Annotated in this window: 16 protein-coding genes and 1 pseudogene; 8 read left to right on the top strand and 9 right to left on the bottom strand. The window is 62.1% G+C overall.

Features of this window, described 5'->3' with window-relative positions; translation table 11 throughout:
* The first annotated feature begins 267 nt into the window (after window positions 1-267).
* A complete protein-coding gene (locus NKI68_RS00400) occupies window positions 268-699 on the top strand; it encodes a DoxX family protein (RefSeq protein WP_254544720.1) in 432 nt (143 codons plus the stop codon).
* A gap of 487 nt (window positions 700-1,186) precedes the next feature.
* Here the strand turns inward: NKI68_RS00400 and NKI68_RS00395 are convergent, their stop codons facing one another.
* Window positions 1,187-1,996, bottom strand: coding sequence for an alpha/beta fold hydrolase (locus NKI68_RS00395; protein WP_254544719.1), 810 nt, complete (start codon window positions 1,994-1,996; stop codon window positions 1,187-1,189).
* A 248-nt stretch (window positions 1,997-2,244) separates the two neighbouring features.
* Complete coding sequence (locus NKI68_RS00390) at window positions 2,245-2,430, bottom strand: hypothetical protein (RefSeq protein ID WP_254544718.1); 186 nt, start codon at window positions 2,428-2,430, stop codon at window positions 2,245-2,247.
* Window positions 2,431-2,720: 290 nt separating this feature from the next.
* On the opposite strand from NKI68_RS00390, the gene NKI68_RS00385 reads away from it, so the two are divergent.
* Together NKI68_RS00385 and NKI68_RS00380 are read left to right on the top strand one after the other, a co-directional pair.
* A complete protein-coding gene (locus NKI68_RS00385) occupies window positions 2,721-2,999 on the top strand; it encodes a hypothetical protein (RefSeq protein WP_254544717.1) in 279 nt (92 codons plus the stop codon).
* A gap of 242 nt (window positions 3,000-3,241) precedes the next feature.
* Complete coding sequence (locus tag NKI68_RS00380) at window positions 3,242-4,129, top strand: fumarylacetoacetate hydrolase family protein (RefSeq protein WP_254544716.1); 888 nt, start codon at window positions 3,242-3,244, stop codon at window positions 4,127-4,129.
* Between the two features lie 49 nt (window positions 4,130-4,178).
* On the opposite strand, the gene NKI68_RS00375 is transcribed toward NKI68_RS00380, so the two are convergent.
* On the bottom strand, window positions 4,179-5,189 hold the full coding sequence (locus NKI68_RS00375; RefSeq protein ID WP_254544715.1) for a TatD family hydrolase: 1,011 nt from the start codon (window positions 5,187-5,189) through the stop codon (window positions 4,179-4,181).
* Between the two features lie 115 nt (window positions 5,190-5,304).
* Window positions 5,305-6,006, bottom strand: coding sequence for a 3,4-dihydroxy-2-butanone-4-phosphate synthase (gene ribB / locus NKI68_RS00370; RefSeq protein WP_254544714.1), 702 nt, complete (start codon window positions 6,004-6,006; stop codon window positions 5,305-5,307).
* A gap of 196 nt (window positions 6,007-6,202) precedes the next feature.
* On the opposite strand from ribB, the gene NKI68_RS00365 reads away from it, so the two are divergent.
* Complete coding sequence (locus NKI68_RS00365) at window positions 6,203-6,724, top strand: HIT family protein (RefSeq protein ID WP_254544713.1); 522 nt, start codon at window positions 6,203-6,205, stop codon at window positions 6,722-6,724.
* A 76-nt stretch (window positions 6,725-6,800) separates the two neighbouring features.
* Here the strand turns inward: NKI68_RS00365 and NKI68_RS00360 are convergent, their stop codons facing one another.
* From NKI68_RS00360 to NKI68_RS00340, 5 genes are all read right to left on the bottom strand, one after another.
* On the bottom strand, window positions 6,801-7,226 hold the full coding sequence (locus NKI68_RS00360; RefSeq protein ID WP_254544712.1) for a DUF120 domain-containing protein: 426 nt from the start codon (window positions 7,224-7,226) through the stop codon (window positions 6,801-6,803).
* Between the two features lie 202 nt (window positions 7,227-7,428).
* Window positions 7,429-8,370 (bottom strand): LipP1 family hormone-sensitive lipase, encoded by a 942-nt coding sequence (gene lipP1, locus NKI68_RS00355; protein WP_254544711.1) that lies wholly within the window; start codon window positions 8,368-8,370, stop codon window positions 7,429-7,431.
* A gap of 47 nt (window positions 8,371-8,417) precedes the next feature.
* Window positions 8,418-8,780, bottom strand: a complete 363-nt coding sequence (locus tag NKI68_RS00350; protein WP_256562693.1) for a VOC family protein — start codon at window positions 8,778-8,780, stop codon at window positions 8,418-8,420.
* Window positions 8,781-8,954: 174 nt separating this feature from the next.
* Window positions 8,955-10,121 (bottom strand): LLM class flavin-dependent oxidoreductase, encoded by a 1,167-nt coding sequence (locus NKI68_RS00345; RefSeq protein WP_254544709.1) that lies wholly within the window; start codon window positions 10,119-10,121, stop codon window positions 8,955-8,957.
* 704 nt (window positions 10,122-10,825) lie between these two features.
* Window positions 10,826-11,452 carry an FAD-dependent oxidoreductase gene (locus tag NKI68_RS00340; protein WP_254544708.1) on the bottom strand — a complete coding sequence of 209 codons (627 nt, stop codon included), beginning with the start codon at window positions 11,450-11,452 and terminating at the stop codon, window positions 10,826-10,828.
* Between the two features lie 276 nt (window positions 11,453-11,728).
* Here NKI68_RS00340 and NKI68_RS00335 point away from each other — a divergent pair.
* The 4 genes and pseudogenes from NKI68_RS00335 to NKI68_RS00320 all read left to right on the top strand — a co-directional run.
* Window positions 11,729-12,076: pseudogene (locus NKI68_RS00335) on the top strand (SDR family NAD(P)-dependent oxidoreductase); the annotation flags it as partial.
* On the top strand, window positions 12,045-12,467 hold the full coding sequence (locus NKI68_RS00330; protein ID WP_368410963.1) for an SDR family oxidoreductase: 423 nt from the start codon (window positions 12,045-12,047) through the stop codon (window positions 12,465-12,467). The pseudogene NKI68_RS00335 and the gene NKI68_RS00330, both read left to right, overlap by 32 nt.
* A gap of 1 nt (window position 12,468) precedes the next feature.
* The gene (locus NKI68_RS00325) at window positions 12,469-13,386 is read left to right on the top strand and encodes a CoA transferase subunit A (RefSeq protein ID WP_254544704.1); all 918 of its coding nucleotides are present in this window, start codon (window positions 12,469-12,471) and stop codon (window positions 13,384-13,386) included.
* A 112-nt stretch (window positions 13,387-13,498) separates the two neighbouring features.
* Window positions 13,499-14,233: a CoA-transferase subunit beta gene (locus tag NKI68_RS00320; protein WP_368410962.1), complete on the top strand. Its 735-nt coding sequence runs from the start codon at window positions 13,499-13,501 to the stop codon at window positions 14,231-14,233.
* Window positions 14,234-14,288: the final 55 nt, after the last annotated feature.

Here is a 14,288-nt window from a genome sequence, read left to right as displayed (position 1 = left end):
CTGGAGCGGTTAGTCTACGCTACGGTTCCTATGCATTGAGGATATCACTCTCAACTTGTGATTGCCGGTGCTCCATTCAACTAGCAGATTGACTGCCCTACATATCAGATATAATATTCTCTCGATCTGCTCACTCACTCCTTAAGATCGGACTTCACACTTCGCACCGCATAATCATAACTAACCGTGTGTGTTAAGAGATGGATTAATAATAGCATCTTTGGAATTTACCGCTAGATTAGTATCCTTCCAAACGATGGTGAGAACATGGAGCCTGAACAGTCTCTTGAGTCCGATCAGAATAGAACCCTCGCGAAATCAACCCGTGATCCCCCTTCACTCCTGAGTCGGATCCTCATCGGAGGGGCCCTCGGGTACACTGCGCTTAAGAATTTTAGGCAGTTGGATGGCCAGATAGCGTATGCGGAATCGAAAGGGGTACCATATGCAGAGATGTTGGTTCCGTTCTCCAGTGGACTGCTTGCAATTGGGAGTCTCGGGGTCATTCTCTGGCGTGTTCCGATCGTTGCCACTGGGGCTATCGCCTCTTTCCTTCTCGGAGTGACCCCGATTATGCACGATTTCTGGAACGAGGACGACGAACAACAGCGACAAGTAGAGATGTATCAGTTCGTGAAGAATGTCGTCATCCTCGGCGCGATCATCGAGTTCCTCTATCAAGGGATCAAGCAACGATAATCCGGTTATCCCTGGTCGTCACATTGATAGTCGTATTTGAAACAAAACGAAAACCCGAACACATGATGATATTTTATCATTCTGTTATAGACTTTGTTACACGATGACGTGCAGTGAGTGCACGGGAAGAGTTGGGATACGTTAGCACTGATTGGCCCAGAACTGGTAGCGTTGACAGAGAGCTACTATCCCCACGATCTCAGGGTCTAAACGGAAATCAACGGCAAACGAGTTCAGGATATGACCACGGCGAACCTCATCTTCAGTATCGACGAACTAATTGCCTTCTATAGCTACGCCTTATCCTTGCTCCGGAGATGTACACTTTCTGGTATCCCATCTGGAAGCGGAGTGTACCGCGACCATAGGTTTTGCTTGACGATAGTGTCACCGTTACTGTCGGCGCCAAGGGCGCCGGCGAACTGACCAACGTCTGCCGACATACGTGGGTTCCTTCGCGAGTCCAGTTATGCTCTCTAGTCGTCAGTTAGGATACCTCTGTAACGAATTCCGCGAGTTCTCGATTGAACCGTTCGGGAGACTCCCAGAACGGCGTATGTCCGTCTTCGGGGTACTCCGACAGCGTAGAATCGGGTATTCGACGGGCGGCCTCGCGCGCTGCGTCGATGGCGACGACACCGTCGTGAGCGCCATGCGTGAGCAGTGTGGGCACGGAGATGTCATCTAAAAACTCGACGTGTGCCACGGTTCGGTCGCGCATCCCATCGCGGACGTACGGCGGGACGATTGTGTTCATCCCGAGCAGGAGGTACCGTTCCTCAGGTGATAACTCCGCATTGAAACACTGTGCGACGAATCGATCGAGCGCCGACGCGCTCGTCTCGGCGTCGGATGAGACAAGGTCCGGGAATAGCTCGAGGTACCCCTGCTGGAGCCATTCGTTCGTTTGTTCGGTCCCGACTCCGGCGACGATGCCGACCAGGTTCACGCCGTCAACGCCGATAGCGCTATAACTCGCTAGATAGTCGAGCACGACAAGCGATCCGTAGGACCACCCGACGAGTACGAACGGTTCTAAGTCGAGTGCTTCGACGACTGCGCGTACATCGCTCGCCCAGGCCTCACTATCGTCGTATCCGTCGCGTGGCTTCTCCGAGTCCCCGTGACCGCGTAGATCCATCGCTACCAGATGAAACGCGTCGGCTAGCGGAGAGAACAATTGCTTACGCCACGAGAGATGGTTCTGAGAGTACCCGTGGACGAGGAGGATAGACTGAGCGTCCTGCAATCCCGTTTCGACGACGTGGAGATCTGGGCGACCTGTACGCGAGACCATATGGGAACGCATAGTCACCGTTGCGATTCGAGGAAGGTTAGTGTTCCCCCGGACGACTCCTCGCCAGAGAGGGTCGGTGTTCGACCGGCGAGTTCTGCTGATCCCTCGGTCATGGGTTCCCCCCAGTGCCGTCAGCGACGCACCCCGGATCGAGAGGGGCAAACGCCTCTCAGGTGTTGAACGCTTGAAGGTCCCTCGAACCAACGACCTATGCCGCTAGTCCATCATCGGCCCTTCGGTCAGCCTCCCTACCTGTCACCGCAGCCGGAGAGGCGGGCGATGAGGTCAACGTCGCCGATGACCGTCAAGTCGATGTTCCTAAACCGGTCAATCTGCACCCTCCCCAAGAAGCCCGCGCCGATACGATCAACTTGCGGGTAATAAAAGAACCCATGTACCATCGACACGACGCTCTTTGCGTCCGTAGCGAGCATAGGATCGCCGATAAACCAACGGCAACTTCGGCGGAGTCGAATCGACGGTGCCAAACTCGTATACTATCTGCAAGTTCAGTGCGTGGGCCCGTTTCTCGAGGTTGTAGGCCAGGTTCGGGACGTGGACGGCGACACGGTAGTCGTCGCCGTCCTTGAGTTTCTGTGCCGCCCGTGCGACCACCATTGAGCGCTGGGACTACTGAGGGTGTGGCGCTTCTTCGGTTCAGCAGCGACCTGTCGTTCGGTCTTCTCTCGCGCCGCGTCGTGACCGTCAGTAATCGGGTGACGTGATGGATTCGGAGTGCAACGTGTACGCTGATCTGGACGTGATGGACGAGACGACAGACGGACCGTATCCCGTGTTCGCGGGCGTTCGAAGGCTGGTTCGATGTCGGAATACGGCTTCATGCGGTGGTAACGCCGTTCAGGTCACCGACGTCCACGTCGCCGAGACTGGCGCCCTCGGCCCGGAGGGCGTCGCGCGATCCCATCTCGTGGAGGTCGAAGTACGTCTCGTACTCGTCAAGCGGTTGCGTGATGACCGAGATGAACCGCGGTTCTCCCGCTAGCGGGCCGTGACGGCGTCGGGGTCGTTGACGACGCCCGCCAATACCGACGTGCTCACGCTAGTGTCGACGAGTGCCCTGTAGAGTCGAACGTTCCCCGGTCGATACGCCCCAGGGAAAACCTCGAGTCCATCTGTACCTCCAGGCCCGACATGAAAATGATTCACAGTGGTTCGCGTCATGCAGTGGCTCGCGCGCTTCGTCTAGACCGACAATTAAATATCTGCGGATAGTAGCCTACTCCGATGCGTATTGGGCAATTCAGCACGTCGACTACGGACTGGCCGTGGTGCGGCGCGCTACTTGACGAGAATACCGTAATTGACCTCCACGCCGCGGGCGAGGAAGCAGGCATCGAGATACCCCGGCGGACGACGGCGCTCCTGAAGCAGTGGAACTGGGAGGAGAAGGCGTCGCTCGCGGTCGAGTACGCCAAGGAAGCGGGCATCGCACGGCACGATCTGGACTCGCTGGAGCGTCACGAACCGGTGTCGAGTCCAGAGAAGATTGTCTGTGTCGGCCTGAACTACCGCGACCACGCCGAGGAGGGAGATAACCCCATCCCCGACGAACCGGTGCTGTTCTCGAAGTTCCCGACGACGCTCACCGCGCCCGGTGATGATGTCGTCTGGAATCCATCGTACACTGAGCAGGTGGACTACGAGGCGGAACTCGTCGTCGTCGTCGGCCGCGAGGCCCGCGAAGTCTCCGAGGAGGATGCGTTCGACTACGTCGCCGGCGTCACGGTCGGCAACGACGTCTCGGCGCGTGATCTCCAGCACGGCGACGGCCAGTGGGTCCGCGGGAAGAGCCTCGACACGTTCGCGCCGACCGGCCCGGACCTCGTGACGCTCTCGGAGGTTGACGACCCCCACGCCCTCGATATCTGGACGGAGGTCAACGGCGACCGTGTCCAGGACTCGACGACGGCGAACCTCATCTTCGGCATCGACGAACTCGTTTCGTTCTGCAGTCGCGCGTTCACGCTGAAGCCGGGCGATCTGATCTTCACGGGCACGCCCCCAGGCGTCGGCGTCTACCGCGATCCGCAGGTGCTGCTGGACGACGGCGACACCGTGACGGTCGGCGTAGAGGGACTGGGGGAGCTAACGAACGGCTGTCGGCATCGCTGACCGGCTGTCGGCACTGCTCGTTGGCTCGCCGTCCCGCTTTCGTTTTCTCTCAGCCAAGGCCGAACACGTCCCGCGGATTGTCGAGCACGACCTGCCGGACGTCGTCCTCGTCAATACCCTGCCGGTACAGTTCGAGGATGCTGCGCTTGACCGAGAATACGTCGGTCTTGAGGATGTTCGCGCAGTCGGTGTCCATCATGACGCGGTCCGGGCCATACTCCTCGATGGTGTTCGCGACGTCAGTCGCGTCGATGCCGGTCAGCCACGGGTAGCCGACCGTGAAACTGACGTAACAGTCGGTCTCCTCCAGCAGGTACTCGACGTTGTTCGTGTCAGCGTGGGACGCCACGATACTCTCTTCGGGCAGGCCGACCTCTGCGGCGACGTCGATGTCTATCTTCACCGACTCCAGCGCCGGGTTCTCGCCCGTAAGCACCGGGTCCTGCACGACCGACGTATTGCTCTCGTAGCCCGGCAGGCCGAACTCTGGGCGGTACTCCGGCCCCGAGTCGGTTCCGACGTTCGGCGTGTGGAGGATGACTGGCAGGTCCTCCTCGTCGGCGAGTTCCATCTGCGATCCAATGACCGCTCGCTGTTCGTCCAAGTCCCACGACTCGGCGTGCTGAGTGGGCGTGATACCCGTCTCGCCGATGGCGACGACGTCATCGAGCTGGCTGTACGCCGCCATCCGCTCCAGTAGCGTTTCGGGGTTCTCGATGCGGACGCCAGTGTGGACGCCGAGCGCGAGGTTCGCGTCGAAGAGATGGTTGCGCTCGATGGCGCGCTTCCGGTTGATGACATCGTCCCAGAGGAACTGCACGTCCTCGGCCGCGACGGGTTTGTACGGCGTCCAGTGGTAGCCCGACGCCACCATGACCATCGCTTCGCATCCCGACAGCGAGTAGCGCTCGCGGTCCTCCCACGACAGCGTGTGGGCGTGATTGTGACAGTCGACCCAGGGGAGGTTGAGCAGCGAGGTCGGCGGGTCGAACTGGTCGGCGTCGAGGTACGCCTCGTCTGTCGGTCGGTGAGTCGGGTATTCCGCTGGCTGCTGTGACATACCGGCCCATCGACCGCTGGTATCTTGAAGCTTGGTTCTGGGGCCAGCACCGAACGCCGCTACCGTCGACCGGACGGGGGTTCGAAGCGTGAGAAGCGGGCTCGATGGAGCAGAGTCAGCCGTCTAGTTTGTCGACTATCGTCCCGCCGTTCAGGAACACCGCGTCGTTGTCCCGGGCGTACGACTCGGCGCCGGAGCGGGAGAGTGCCCCGCCCGTCTGGTCGTCGAGCATCTCACAGACCACGACCGCCGGGGGCACACCGGCGAGGTCGGCCAGCGCGATGCCGAGTTCCGTGTGTCCCTGCCGGTCGTCGAGGAGTTCCGGCGCTGCCTTCAGCAGCTGGACGTGGCCGGGCGTGTCGAACTCGGTCGCGAAGTCGACGGCGTCGGGGTCGCGTGCCGCCTCGCCGAGTTCGGCGATGGTGCGCGCCCGGTCGTTGTCCACGACACCGGTGAACGTGTCGCGGTGGTTCACCGTCAGCGAGAACGACGAGCGGTCGTCGTACGCGATTGCTGGCGACCTCCCGGCGGGATGGTCGACGGCGTCGTGAAGGAACGGCAGGTCGAACACCTCCGCGACATCGTGCGCGAGGGCGACGCAGATGAGGCCGCCCGCGTCGTTGCGCAGTCGCGCGACGTCAGAGGGGGTGACGGCGTGAGCGGGGTACACTAGGTCGATCTCGTTCTTGCGATCATCGTCGTCGTGGACGAGGACCGGTTCTCCGTGACCGAACGCCTCGACAGCGTCGTCCAGTCCGTCCTTGACCTCTTTCTGTGGATAGCTGTAACTGTCCGGGAGCAGGGTGTCACTCCACATCGCTGACCACCTCGATTCGCATCGGTACGATCGAAACCATGTGAGACACTGGTTGGCATGCCTCATAAGTATTGTCCGGACCGTGTCGGTCGTTGAGCATGGTACGATCAGTGTTCCGCACGATCAGTTCACCGAACGGTTTAACACGGCCCGACTGCACTATCTGTAGATAGATTCACTATTCGCCCCGTGGCGGATGCAATGGGTGAACCGGGACCGTGACGAGGAGGCCGACGACTCATCGTGTACGTTCTGCGCGCTCCCGAAGCGAGGCGACGACCGAGGGACCAACGTCGTCGCCCGGAGCGAACACGTCTACGTCTTGTTGAACAACATGCCGTACAACCCAGGGCACCTGATGGTGATTCCATACGACCACGGCGGCAAGTTCCATGTGCTCGACGAGGCGACGGTCGTCGACTGCATACGGACGGCCCAGACCGCCATTGCGGCACTTAACGACGCGCTATCGCCAGGCGGGTACAACGTCGGGTTCAACGTCGGCAACGCCGGCGGTGCCTCCATCGCCGACCACCTCCACATGCACGTCATCCCGCGGTGGGAGAGCGACACGAGTTTCCTCCCGCTCACGGCGAACACGGCGGTCGTCGAAGAGGCGGTCGCCGAGACGTACGACCGGGTGTCGGCGGCCCTACTCGACCGCGAACTGGCCCGGCCTCACCCAGAACGCGACTCCGTGCTACTAGCCGGCGAGTAGCCGTCGCCGAGCGACCATTGACTGACGCTTCCTCGATGAGTAGTCGCTGTCCGCGCGGCCGCTCACCCAACGACGCTTACGTCCCGTTCGACGCACCGCCGTCGCTCGATGATACGCGAATCGACACACAGTCATCGTCGCTCAGGTCGTAGCGAGCCCGCAGTCCGACGGGAGAGATGAGTTCTATCGTCGACGCGTCGTGGTCGGTTCGCCGCGGAACGATGGTGTGCACCCGGACGAAAGCGTCGCTGTTGACCATCTCAGTGGGATAGCAGTCGACACCGCCGAACGACCGGCCGGCGTTGCTCCACTCCTCGATGTAGACTGGTTGGAGGCCGTCGAGTTCGTCCGTCACGGGGCGTGGGAGGTTGAGGTTCAGCGTGCCAGGGTACGGCTCGTAGCCCAGCTTCTCCTCGAACTGACGTGCGTACCCCTGTAGTGAGACGAACTCCTCGCCCCGACCGAACCCACTCGTCACGGCTCCCTTGATCTCGAACGACATCAGTCGATACACCTGTCCCGTCGACCGCTGGTCGGCGTCAGTGTCAACATAGTGGGACTACGGGCCGGTCGTTGACAGCGTACAATACTCTTTCTCCGGTGACGATGGGCGGCAATCGCGACGCAAGTAGCAGCGATGCGGGCGGCGACGCTCTGGCCGGCGACGGAGCGATCGATGGCGCGCCGCGAGTGGCCGTGGTTACTCATTCTACCAGTGCGTCGCGGAGGTCGGCTCCAGCGTCGTCGAACGCCTCGGCGGAGCGCTCGAAGCTGAATGGCTTGGTCGCCATCTGGACGAACGCGTGGATGACGTCGTCGTAGTGGCGATGGGTCACCTCGACGCCGGCCTCTTCCAGCCTTTCCGCGTACGCGACGCCCTGGTCGCGCAACGGGTCGAACCCGGCGGTCACGACCGTCGCGGGCGGGAGGTCCTCCAATTCGGCTGCCAGCAGCGGCGAGGCGTAGACGTTCATCGCGTCGATGTCGTTCTCGAAGTACTGGTCGTCGAACCACTCAAGGTCCTCGGCCGTGATGAAATATCCCTGGCCGTTCTCCTCGACCGACGGCCAGTCCATGTGGGATGACACCGTCGGGTAGAGGAGCAACTGGTACTGGAGGTCGGGGCCGTCACGGTCGCGAGTCATTTGGGCGACGACGGCCGCGAGGTTCCCGCCTGCAGAGTCGCCCGCGACGGCGAGTCGACTCGCGTCCCCCTCGAACTCGTCGGCGTTCTCCGCAACCCACTGCGTCGCGGTGTACGCGTCCTCGACGGCCGCAGGGAACGGATGCTCCGGCGCGAGGCGATAGTCGACGGCGACGACCGCCGCGCCGGTCGCGTTCGCCAGCGCCCTGCACAGTTGGTCGTGGCTCTCCAGGCTCCCCGAGACGAACCCGCCACCGTGGAAGAACATCGTCACCGGGAACGGCCCCTCGCCCTCCGGGACGTAGGTGCGAATTGGCAGGTCTCCTCCCTCCCCGAGAATCGTCCGGTCGACGACCTCGCCGACCGGGTCGGGGTCCTCGACGGAGAACACCTCGACGGTCATCCCCCGTACCTCCTCGATGCTCATCTCGTTGAACGCCGGCGCGTCCGCCGCCTCGTCGATGAATGCCTGAATCTCTGGATGTGGCTCTTTCGCACGCATCACACCAACGAGGGTCATCGTTCGTTAAATATGTTCAGGTAGCTCGCTTACAGCGGTGCCGAGATCTCGACGGCGTAGTCGTCCGGGTCCGAGAGAATAGCCATTCGGCGGCCCCAGTCGACATCCGTCGGTTCGAGGCGCATCCTCTCAGTGGGGACCAACTCGCAAATGTCGTCGACGGTTCCCGGCCCGTCGACCTCGATGGCGACAACGACCCCCCGACCCCGCTCGTCGCCAGGAGCGTCTAGGCCGAACGCGTCGAGTACGTCCTCCTCGAAGTCAGATTCAAGCACGAGCGTCGCCTGTCCGGTGTCGAACTCCACGTTCCCGTCAGCTTCGCGGTCCACATTCAGTCCCACGATGTCCCGGTAGAACGCTGTCGACTCCTCGAGGTCGGTGACCATCAGCAGCGACTGGTGCAGCGAGGGTGCTATGTAATCGTCCTCTGCGACCGCGTCCGAGTAAGAGCTTTCGCCGAATCGGACCGACGCGAGCGGTTCGCTACGAGGTATTTGTGCCTGGAGGGCGGTCGACGGCTACTGTTGTCCGGCGTGAAACGTAGAAATTCGGCGTTCGCACTGTGGTTACTCGTTCGGATTCACGTCGCCGATCTCGTCGACTTCGGGCTTGACCTCCTCAGCATAGAGTTTGAGGCTCTTGCGCATCTTCCAGTCCGGCAGGTCGCCGAAGTGAAACTGCCCGACGATACGGCCGAACCCGTCGACGACGTCGTACTGGCGTTTCAGTTCCTCAACGACGTACTCAGGGGTGCCGACGATGGTCTCGCCGTAGTCCTGGAACTTCTCGAAGTCGTAGTTGTACGCGAGTTCGCCGTGCGGATGAAGTTCGTCGACATAGGTGTCCCACTTGTCAGGGGCCCACGGCTGGTCGCCCATCATGCCCGCGGTTACGCCGATGTGAACGCCAGCGGTGAGCGTCTTGTAGAACTTCCGAAGGTGTTGCTCGGCCTCCTCGCGGGCCTTCTCCATCGACTCGGCGACGTAGATAGCGCGCATCGTCGAGAAGTGTTCGTCGCCTGGCGTCCAGTCGTACTCGTCGGCGTACTGCCGATACTCGTCGAACTTCTCGGCGATGGTCTCGATGGGCTGGAACACGAGACCCGTTGGGATCTGTCGTTCGGCGGCAAACCGCAGTGACTCTTCGCTCTCAGCTGGCATCCAGAGCTGCGGGTGGGGGTCTTGGTAGGGGCGTGGCCAGATGTTGACTTGCTCGTACTGGAAATGCTTGCCGTCCCAGTCAAACGGTTCGTCGGCGGTCCACGCCTTCACGATGAGGTCCCACGCCTCCTCGAAGCGACTCCGGGACTCCTCCATCGGGATGCCGTACGCGAGGTACTCGCTCGGAATGCCACGCGGGAACCCGCTGATGATGCGACCCTCGGTGATGTTGTCAAGCATTGCGAGTTCCTCGGCCAATCGAATTGGATTCTCCCGTAGCGCCGGGAGGTTCCCGAAAAAGGCGATGGTCGTGTCCTCTGTCCGGCCCGCGAGGTTTGACGCAGTGATGTTCGGACTCGGCTGGAGACCGTACGCGTTGTAGTGGTGTTCGTTGACTGCGACACCGTCGAACCCGAGGTCCGCGGCGTACTCCAGTTGACCGAGGTAGTCGTCGTAGTACTGGGCACCCTTCTCGGGGTCATACTCGTACTCGGCCCACGGCCACGCCGCGTGCTCTTCGTCAATCTCCTCTATGTCCTGATACGGCATCAGGTGAAACGCAAAGGTTTCCATGTGGTCACAGTTCGCACGGCACCACTTAATTGTATGTAATCCTGCGGGCCGTCGGTCGAACAACGATAGTTCGTCACTCCCGAGACGTGAATCGCGTTCGTCCCGCCTCGAGCGTCGCCCATCAAGACGCAATGGGGGATTCTTACGTGTGAATATGGCGGTAAATGCGAGAAGATACCTCAGACGATGTCGAGTGGAAGAGCACCGTCCTTGAGTACTTCCGGCGACTGCACCGTGGCGACGACTTCCTTGACCTGTTCGCCGAGGACGCTGGGTGTTCTACCTGAAGAGGGGCGTCGCGACCGGTCACGACGAGATCGACGAACTGTTCAACGGCGTCGGGCGAGACCGTGAACGCGATGGCTCATGACTACGAGATGTTTAATTACGTCATCGACATCTACGTGGTCGTCGTCGAGAGGACTAGCACTGGCGAGACCGCCGACGGCATCAAGTGGCGACTCGACGGGACGCCCGCCGGTGGGCGTTGGCGTGACGTGTTCGATATTCGTGGCAGACGTATCCTGCGATTGTTTCTCGACCTCAACCCGAACGACGCCGGCGCAGCTGCGGGTCTTCCCATACGTCGCGGAGGCGTACGTCGGGGATGGAGGCGTAGATGCTCTCCGTCCGCGACCTCAACGTCCACTACGGCGGCTTTCAAGTGCTCTGAGACGTCTCCGTACTGCTTGGCTACCGTCCACTCACTCGGGACCGAACCCCTCTATTTCCACGTCGTCAAGATCCACACTCGCGTCGGTCAGCGTGGTCCTTGCCTCCTCGACGAACCCCTGGAATCCGAACACGTACGTCTGGACCCCGTCAAAGTCGAGCGACCCGACCGCCGTCCCGAGGTTGTCCGAGATGATGATGGTCGCGCCCTCTTTCTCCAGTCTCGTGAGGCGGTCACCGTGAGGTGGGTTGCTACCGCCGTAGACGACCGTCGCCTCGTGACCCGTGTCAAGTGCCCGTTCGGCGATACCGACCGCCGGACCGATGCCAGGACCGCTCGCCAGCACGAGGACGTCTCCGTCGTCCGTGTACTGGACCTCCCCGTACGGTCCCTCGACGGTGACGGAATCGGTGAGCGTCCGACCGGCGAACCACGGGCCGAGCGTCCCGTCCGGGTCGACGGCGACCGTCACCTCGAACGTCTCGTCCACCGTCGGCGAGGAGATTGTGTAGTACCCCGACTCCTCATTACCGTCGACGGTCGCTCGAATTAGGACGAACTGTCCGGGAAACGCCTCAAATCCCTGTGGTGTCTCGATCTCGACGGCCAATGTCGCTTCGCCGACTTCCTCCAGTCTCGTAATACTCGACTTGGGCATGTCAACGACACCTGGCGAGTCGGTAATAAAGGTATCCACGCCGTCGGCACCCCAATTCCCGGGCTTCCTGCAGGCCCCTGACCGGAGCTTCGATATCGTTTCCTGTTACTATAGGCTTATGCCGAGTCAGTTGAGCGGAATGAACGCGATAATCACAGGCGACGCGAGCGACACCGGACGGGGAATCACCCCTGAAACTAGCCAGAGCGGGCGTCAACGTCGTCATCGCTAACCTGCACCACAAACCAAAGACGACGGAGACGACGCCCACGCTGGAAGGCCGTCGAGGACGTAACCGACTCCCACGGCGAGGTCGTGGAGTGTGACGTGACGGACTACGACGACCTGGTCGGGGTGGTTGACGCAGCCGAACTTCTCGGCCGCGTAGACGTTGTGGTCAATAACGCAGGCAGCCTCCACCTGGTGGAGTTCTTCGATACCACCGACGAGGACTTCGAGACGCGCATCGAGGTGGACCTGAAGGGCGCGTACTACGGCTTTCAGGCCGCCGGTGAACAGATGCTGGAGGATGGCGGCTCCATAGTTAACGTCCTGAGTTCCGCGGCCGACCAGGGGTTCGTCGAACCAGGGTCTGTCTTCTACGCCGCCGCGAAGGAGGCGTGAGGTCGATGACCCTCTCGATCGCCGACCGCCTCGGACAGGAAGTCCGCGTCAACGCCATCCAGCCGGGGGTCACCGACCAGACGGCCTGGCGGAGAACCACGACCCGGAGGCCGCGGCGACTTGGGCCGAGGAGGCGGTGATGGACCGACTCGGTATGCCCGACGACGTGGGGAACGTCGCCGTGTTCTTCGCGAGCGACCAGTCCTCGTACGTCACCGCTGAGACCATCCTCGTCGACGGTGGCTGGGTCACCATCCGTGGGCCAGGAGTCGACGAGGGCCCGCAGTGCGGACCGGACACTTATGACGAACCCCCGGATACACGCCTCATGGAAGACCCAGCGTGCCGCGCAGCGTGCCGAGTAGAGTCATCGTTCGAGAGGGGGTCGTAACGTGCCCGAAGTAGTCGAGATGGACCGCGCCATTGAGGCGGCGGTCGCCGACGGCCAGAGCCTCTACCTCGGTGGGTTCACGCACCTCATCCCGTTCGCGGCCGGCCACGAGATAATCCGGCAGGGACGACGCGACCTGCACCTCGTCAGGGCGACGCCGGATCTCGTCTACGACCAGCTGGTCGCCGCCGGCTGTGCGAGCGAGATGACGTTCTCGTGGGCGGGGAACCCCGGCGTGGGGAGCCTTCGGGCGTTCCGTCGGGCAGTCGAGGACGGCGTGCCGAACGAACTGTCCATCGAGGAGTACTCACACTTCGGCCTCGTCACCCGTCTTGCGGCGGGGGCACAGGACCTCCCGTTCCTCCCGCTCCGGACGTATATCGGGTCCAGCTACCCCGAGCATACCGACGCCATTCGGACCGTCGAGAACCCCTACGACGAGGGCGTCGACGAAATACCGGTCGTCCCCCCGCTGAACCCAGACGTGGCCGTCGTCAGAGCACAACGTGCCGACGCGGACGGGAACGGACAGCTCTGGGGCATCGTCGGTGAGATGGTGGAGGCGGCGTTCGCCGCCGACACGGTCGTCCTGAGCGTCGAGGAATTCGTCGATTCGCGAGTCATTCGCAGCGACCCGAACCGGACCCTGATTCCGGGGTCCATCGTCGATTACGTGGTCGAAGAGCCGTACGGGTCACACCCGTCGTACGCGCAGGGGTACTACGACCGCGACAACGAGGCGTACCTCGACTGGGACCGCCAGTCCGCGTCACACGAGTCGACGGTCGAGTGGCTCGACGAGTGGGTGTACGGCGTCGAGAACCGGGCGGAGTACCTGGAGAAACTGGACACCGAACGGTTCCTCGACCTCCAGCCCCGGTCGAACTACGCGACGCCCGTCGACATGGGAGAGTACTGAGATGAGCGACGACACCAACCGCGCTGACTCTGGACGCACTGACTCTGGTCACACCGACGTTGACCGCATCGATTCCGACGCCACCGACGCCGACTACACCGACACCGAACTGATGGTGACCCGTGCGGCGAAGGAACTGGTAGACGGCGATACAACGCTCGTTGGCGTCGGCGTCCCGAACCTCGCGTGCAACCTCGCGAAGCGAACCCATGCCCCGGACCTGGAGATGGTGTACGAGTCGGGGACCGTCGGCTCCGACCCGTCGAAATTGCCGCTGTCCATCGGCGACCCGGTACTGGCGACGAACGCCCGTAGCATCGTCCCGATGGTGCAGGGATTCGGCTACTACCTTCAGTCCGGTCGCATCGACGTCGGCTTCCTTGGCGGCGCACAGATCGACCGGCACGGCAACATCAACTCGACGGTCATCGGCGAGTACGACGACCCGATCGTCCGACTCCCGGGGAGCGGCGGCGCCTGCGAAATAGCGAGTAACACTCACCGGACCATCGTCATCACGCCACACAGCGAGCGCCGGTTCCCCGAGGAGGTCGACTTCGTGACGAGTCCGGGCTACGTCGAGGGGCGCGAGAACCGCGGGCAACTCGGTCTCCGGGGCGGCCCCGAGGCGGTCATAACGGACATGGCGGTGATGCGATTCGACGATGCGGGCGAGATGTACGTCGAGTCGCTCCACCCCGGCGTGGACCGGGAGACCGTCTGGAGCGAGACCGACTGGGACCTCCAGTTCGCCGCGGACCTGACGACGACGGAACCGCCGACCGACCGCGAGATCGATCTCATCCGGAACGAACTGGACCCGGAGGGCATCTACACCGGCCCCTGACCGGCCAGAATCGGTCGACGGAGGACTCGGTCATCGGCGACTCCTCCTACGTCGT

The sequence above is a fragment of the Halomarina pelagica genome (genome assembly GCF_024228315.1).
Lineage (GTDB): Archaea > Halobacteriota > Halobacteria > Halobacteriales > Haloarculaceae > Halomarina > Halomarina pelagica.
This window is presented reverse-complemented; position numbering and strand designations above follow the sequence as displayed.

What these genes read in the sequence shown, in the direction of transcription:
- NKI68_RS00400 (WP_254544720.1), top strand. Translation starts at nt 268, where the DNA reads ATGGAGCCTGAACAGTCTCTTGAGTCCGATCAGAATAGAACCCTCGCG.
- NKI68_RS00395 (WP_254544719.1), bottom strand. Translation starts at nt 1,996, where the DNA reads ATGGTCTCGCGTACAGGTCGCCCAGATCTCCACGTCGTCGAAACGGGA.
- NKI68_RS00390 (WP_254544718.1), bottom strand. Translation starts at nt 2,430, where the DNA reads ATGCTCGCTACGGACGCAAAGAGCGTCGTGTCGATGGTACATGGGTTC.
- NKI68_RS00385 (WP_254544717.1), top strand. Translation starts at nt 2,721, where the DNA reads ATGGATTCGGAGTGCAACGTGTACGCTGATCTGGACGTGATGGACGAG.
- NKI68_RS00380 (WP_254544716.1), top strand. Translation starts at nt 3,242, where the DNA reads ATGCGTATTGGGCAATTCAGCACGTCGACTACGGACTGGCCGTGGTGC.
- NKI68_RS00375 (WP_254544715.1), bottom strand. Translation starts at nt 5,189, where the DNA reads ATGTCACAGCAGCCAGCGGAATACCCGACTCACCGACCGACAGACGAG.
- ribB (WP_254544714.1), bottom strand. Translation starts at nt 6,006, where the DNA reads ATGTGGAGTGACACCCTGCTCCCGGACAGTTACAGCTATCCACAGAAA.
- NKI68_RS00365 (WP_254544713.1), top strand. Translation starts at nt 6,203, where the DNA reads ATGCAATGGGTGAACCGGGACCGTGACGAGGAGGCCGACGACTCATCG.
- NKI68_RS00360 (WP_254544712.1), bottom strand. Translation starts at nt 7,226, where the DNA reads ATGTCGTTCGAGATCAAGGGAGCCGTGACGAGTGGGTTCGGTCGGGGC.
- lipP1 (WP_254544711.1), bottom strand. Translation starts at nt 8,370, where the DNA reads ATGCGTGCGAAAGAGCCACATCCAGAGATTCAGGCATTCATCGACGAG.
- NKI68_RS00345 (WP_254544709.1), bottom strand. Translation starts at nt 10,121, where the DNA reads ATGGAAACCTTTGCGTTTCACCTGATGCCGTATCAGGACATAGAGGAG.
- NKI68_RS00340 (WP_254544708.1), bottom strand. Translation starts at nt 11,452, where the DNA reads ATGCCCAAGTCGAGTATTACGAGACTGGAGGAAGTCGGCGAAGCGACA.
- NKI68_RS00320 (WP_368410962.1), top strand. Translation starts at nt 13,499, where the DNA reads ATGGTGACCCGTGCGGCGAAGGAACTGGTAGACGGCGATACAACGCTC.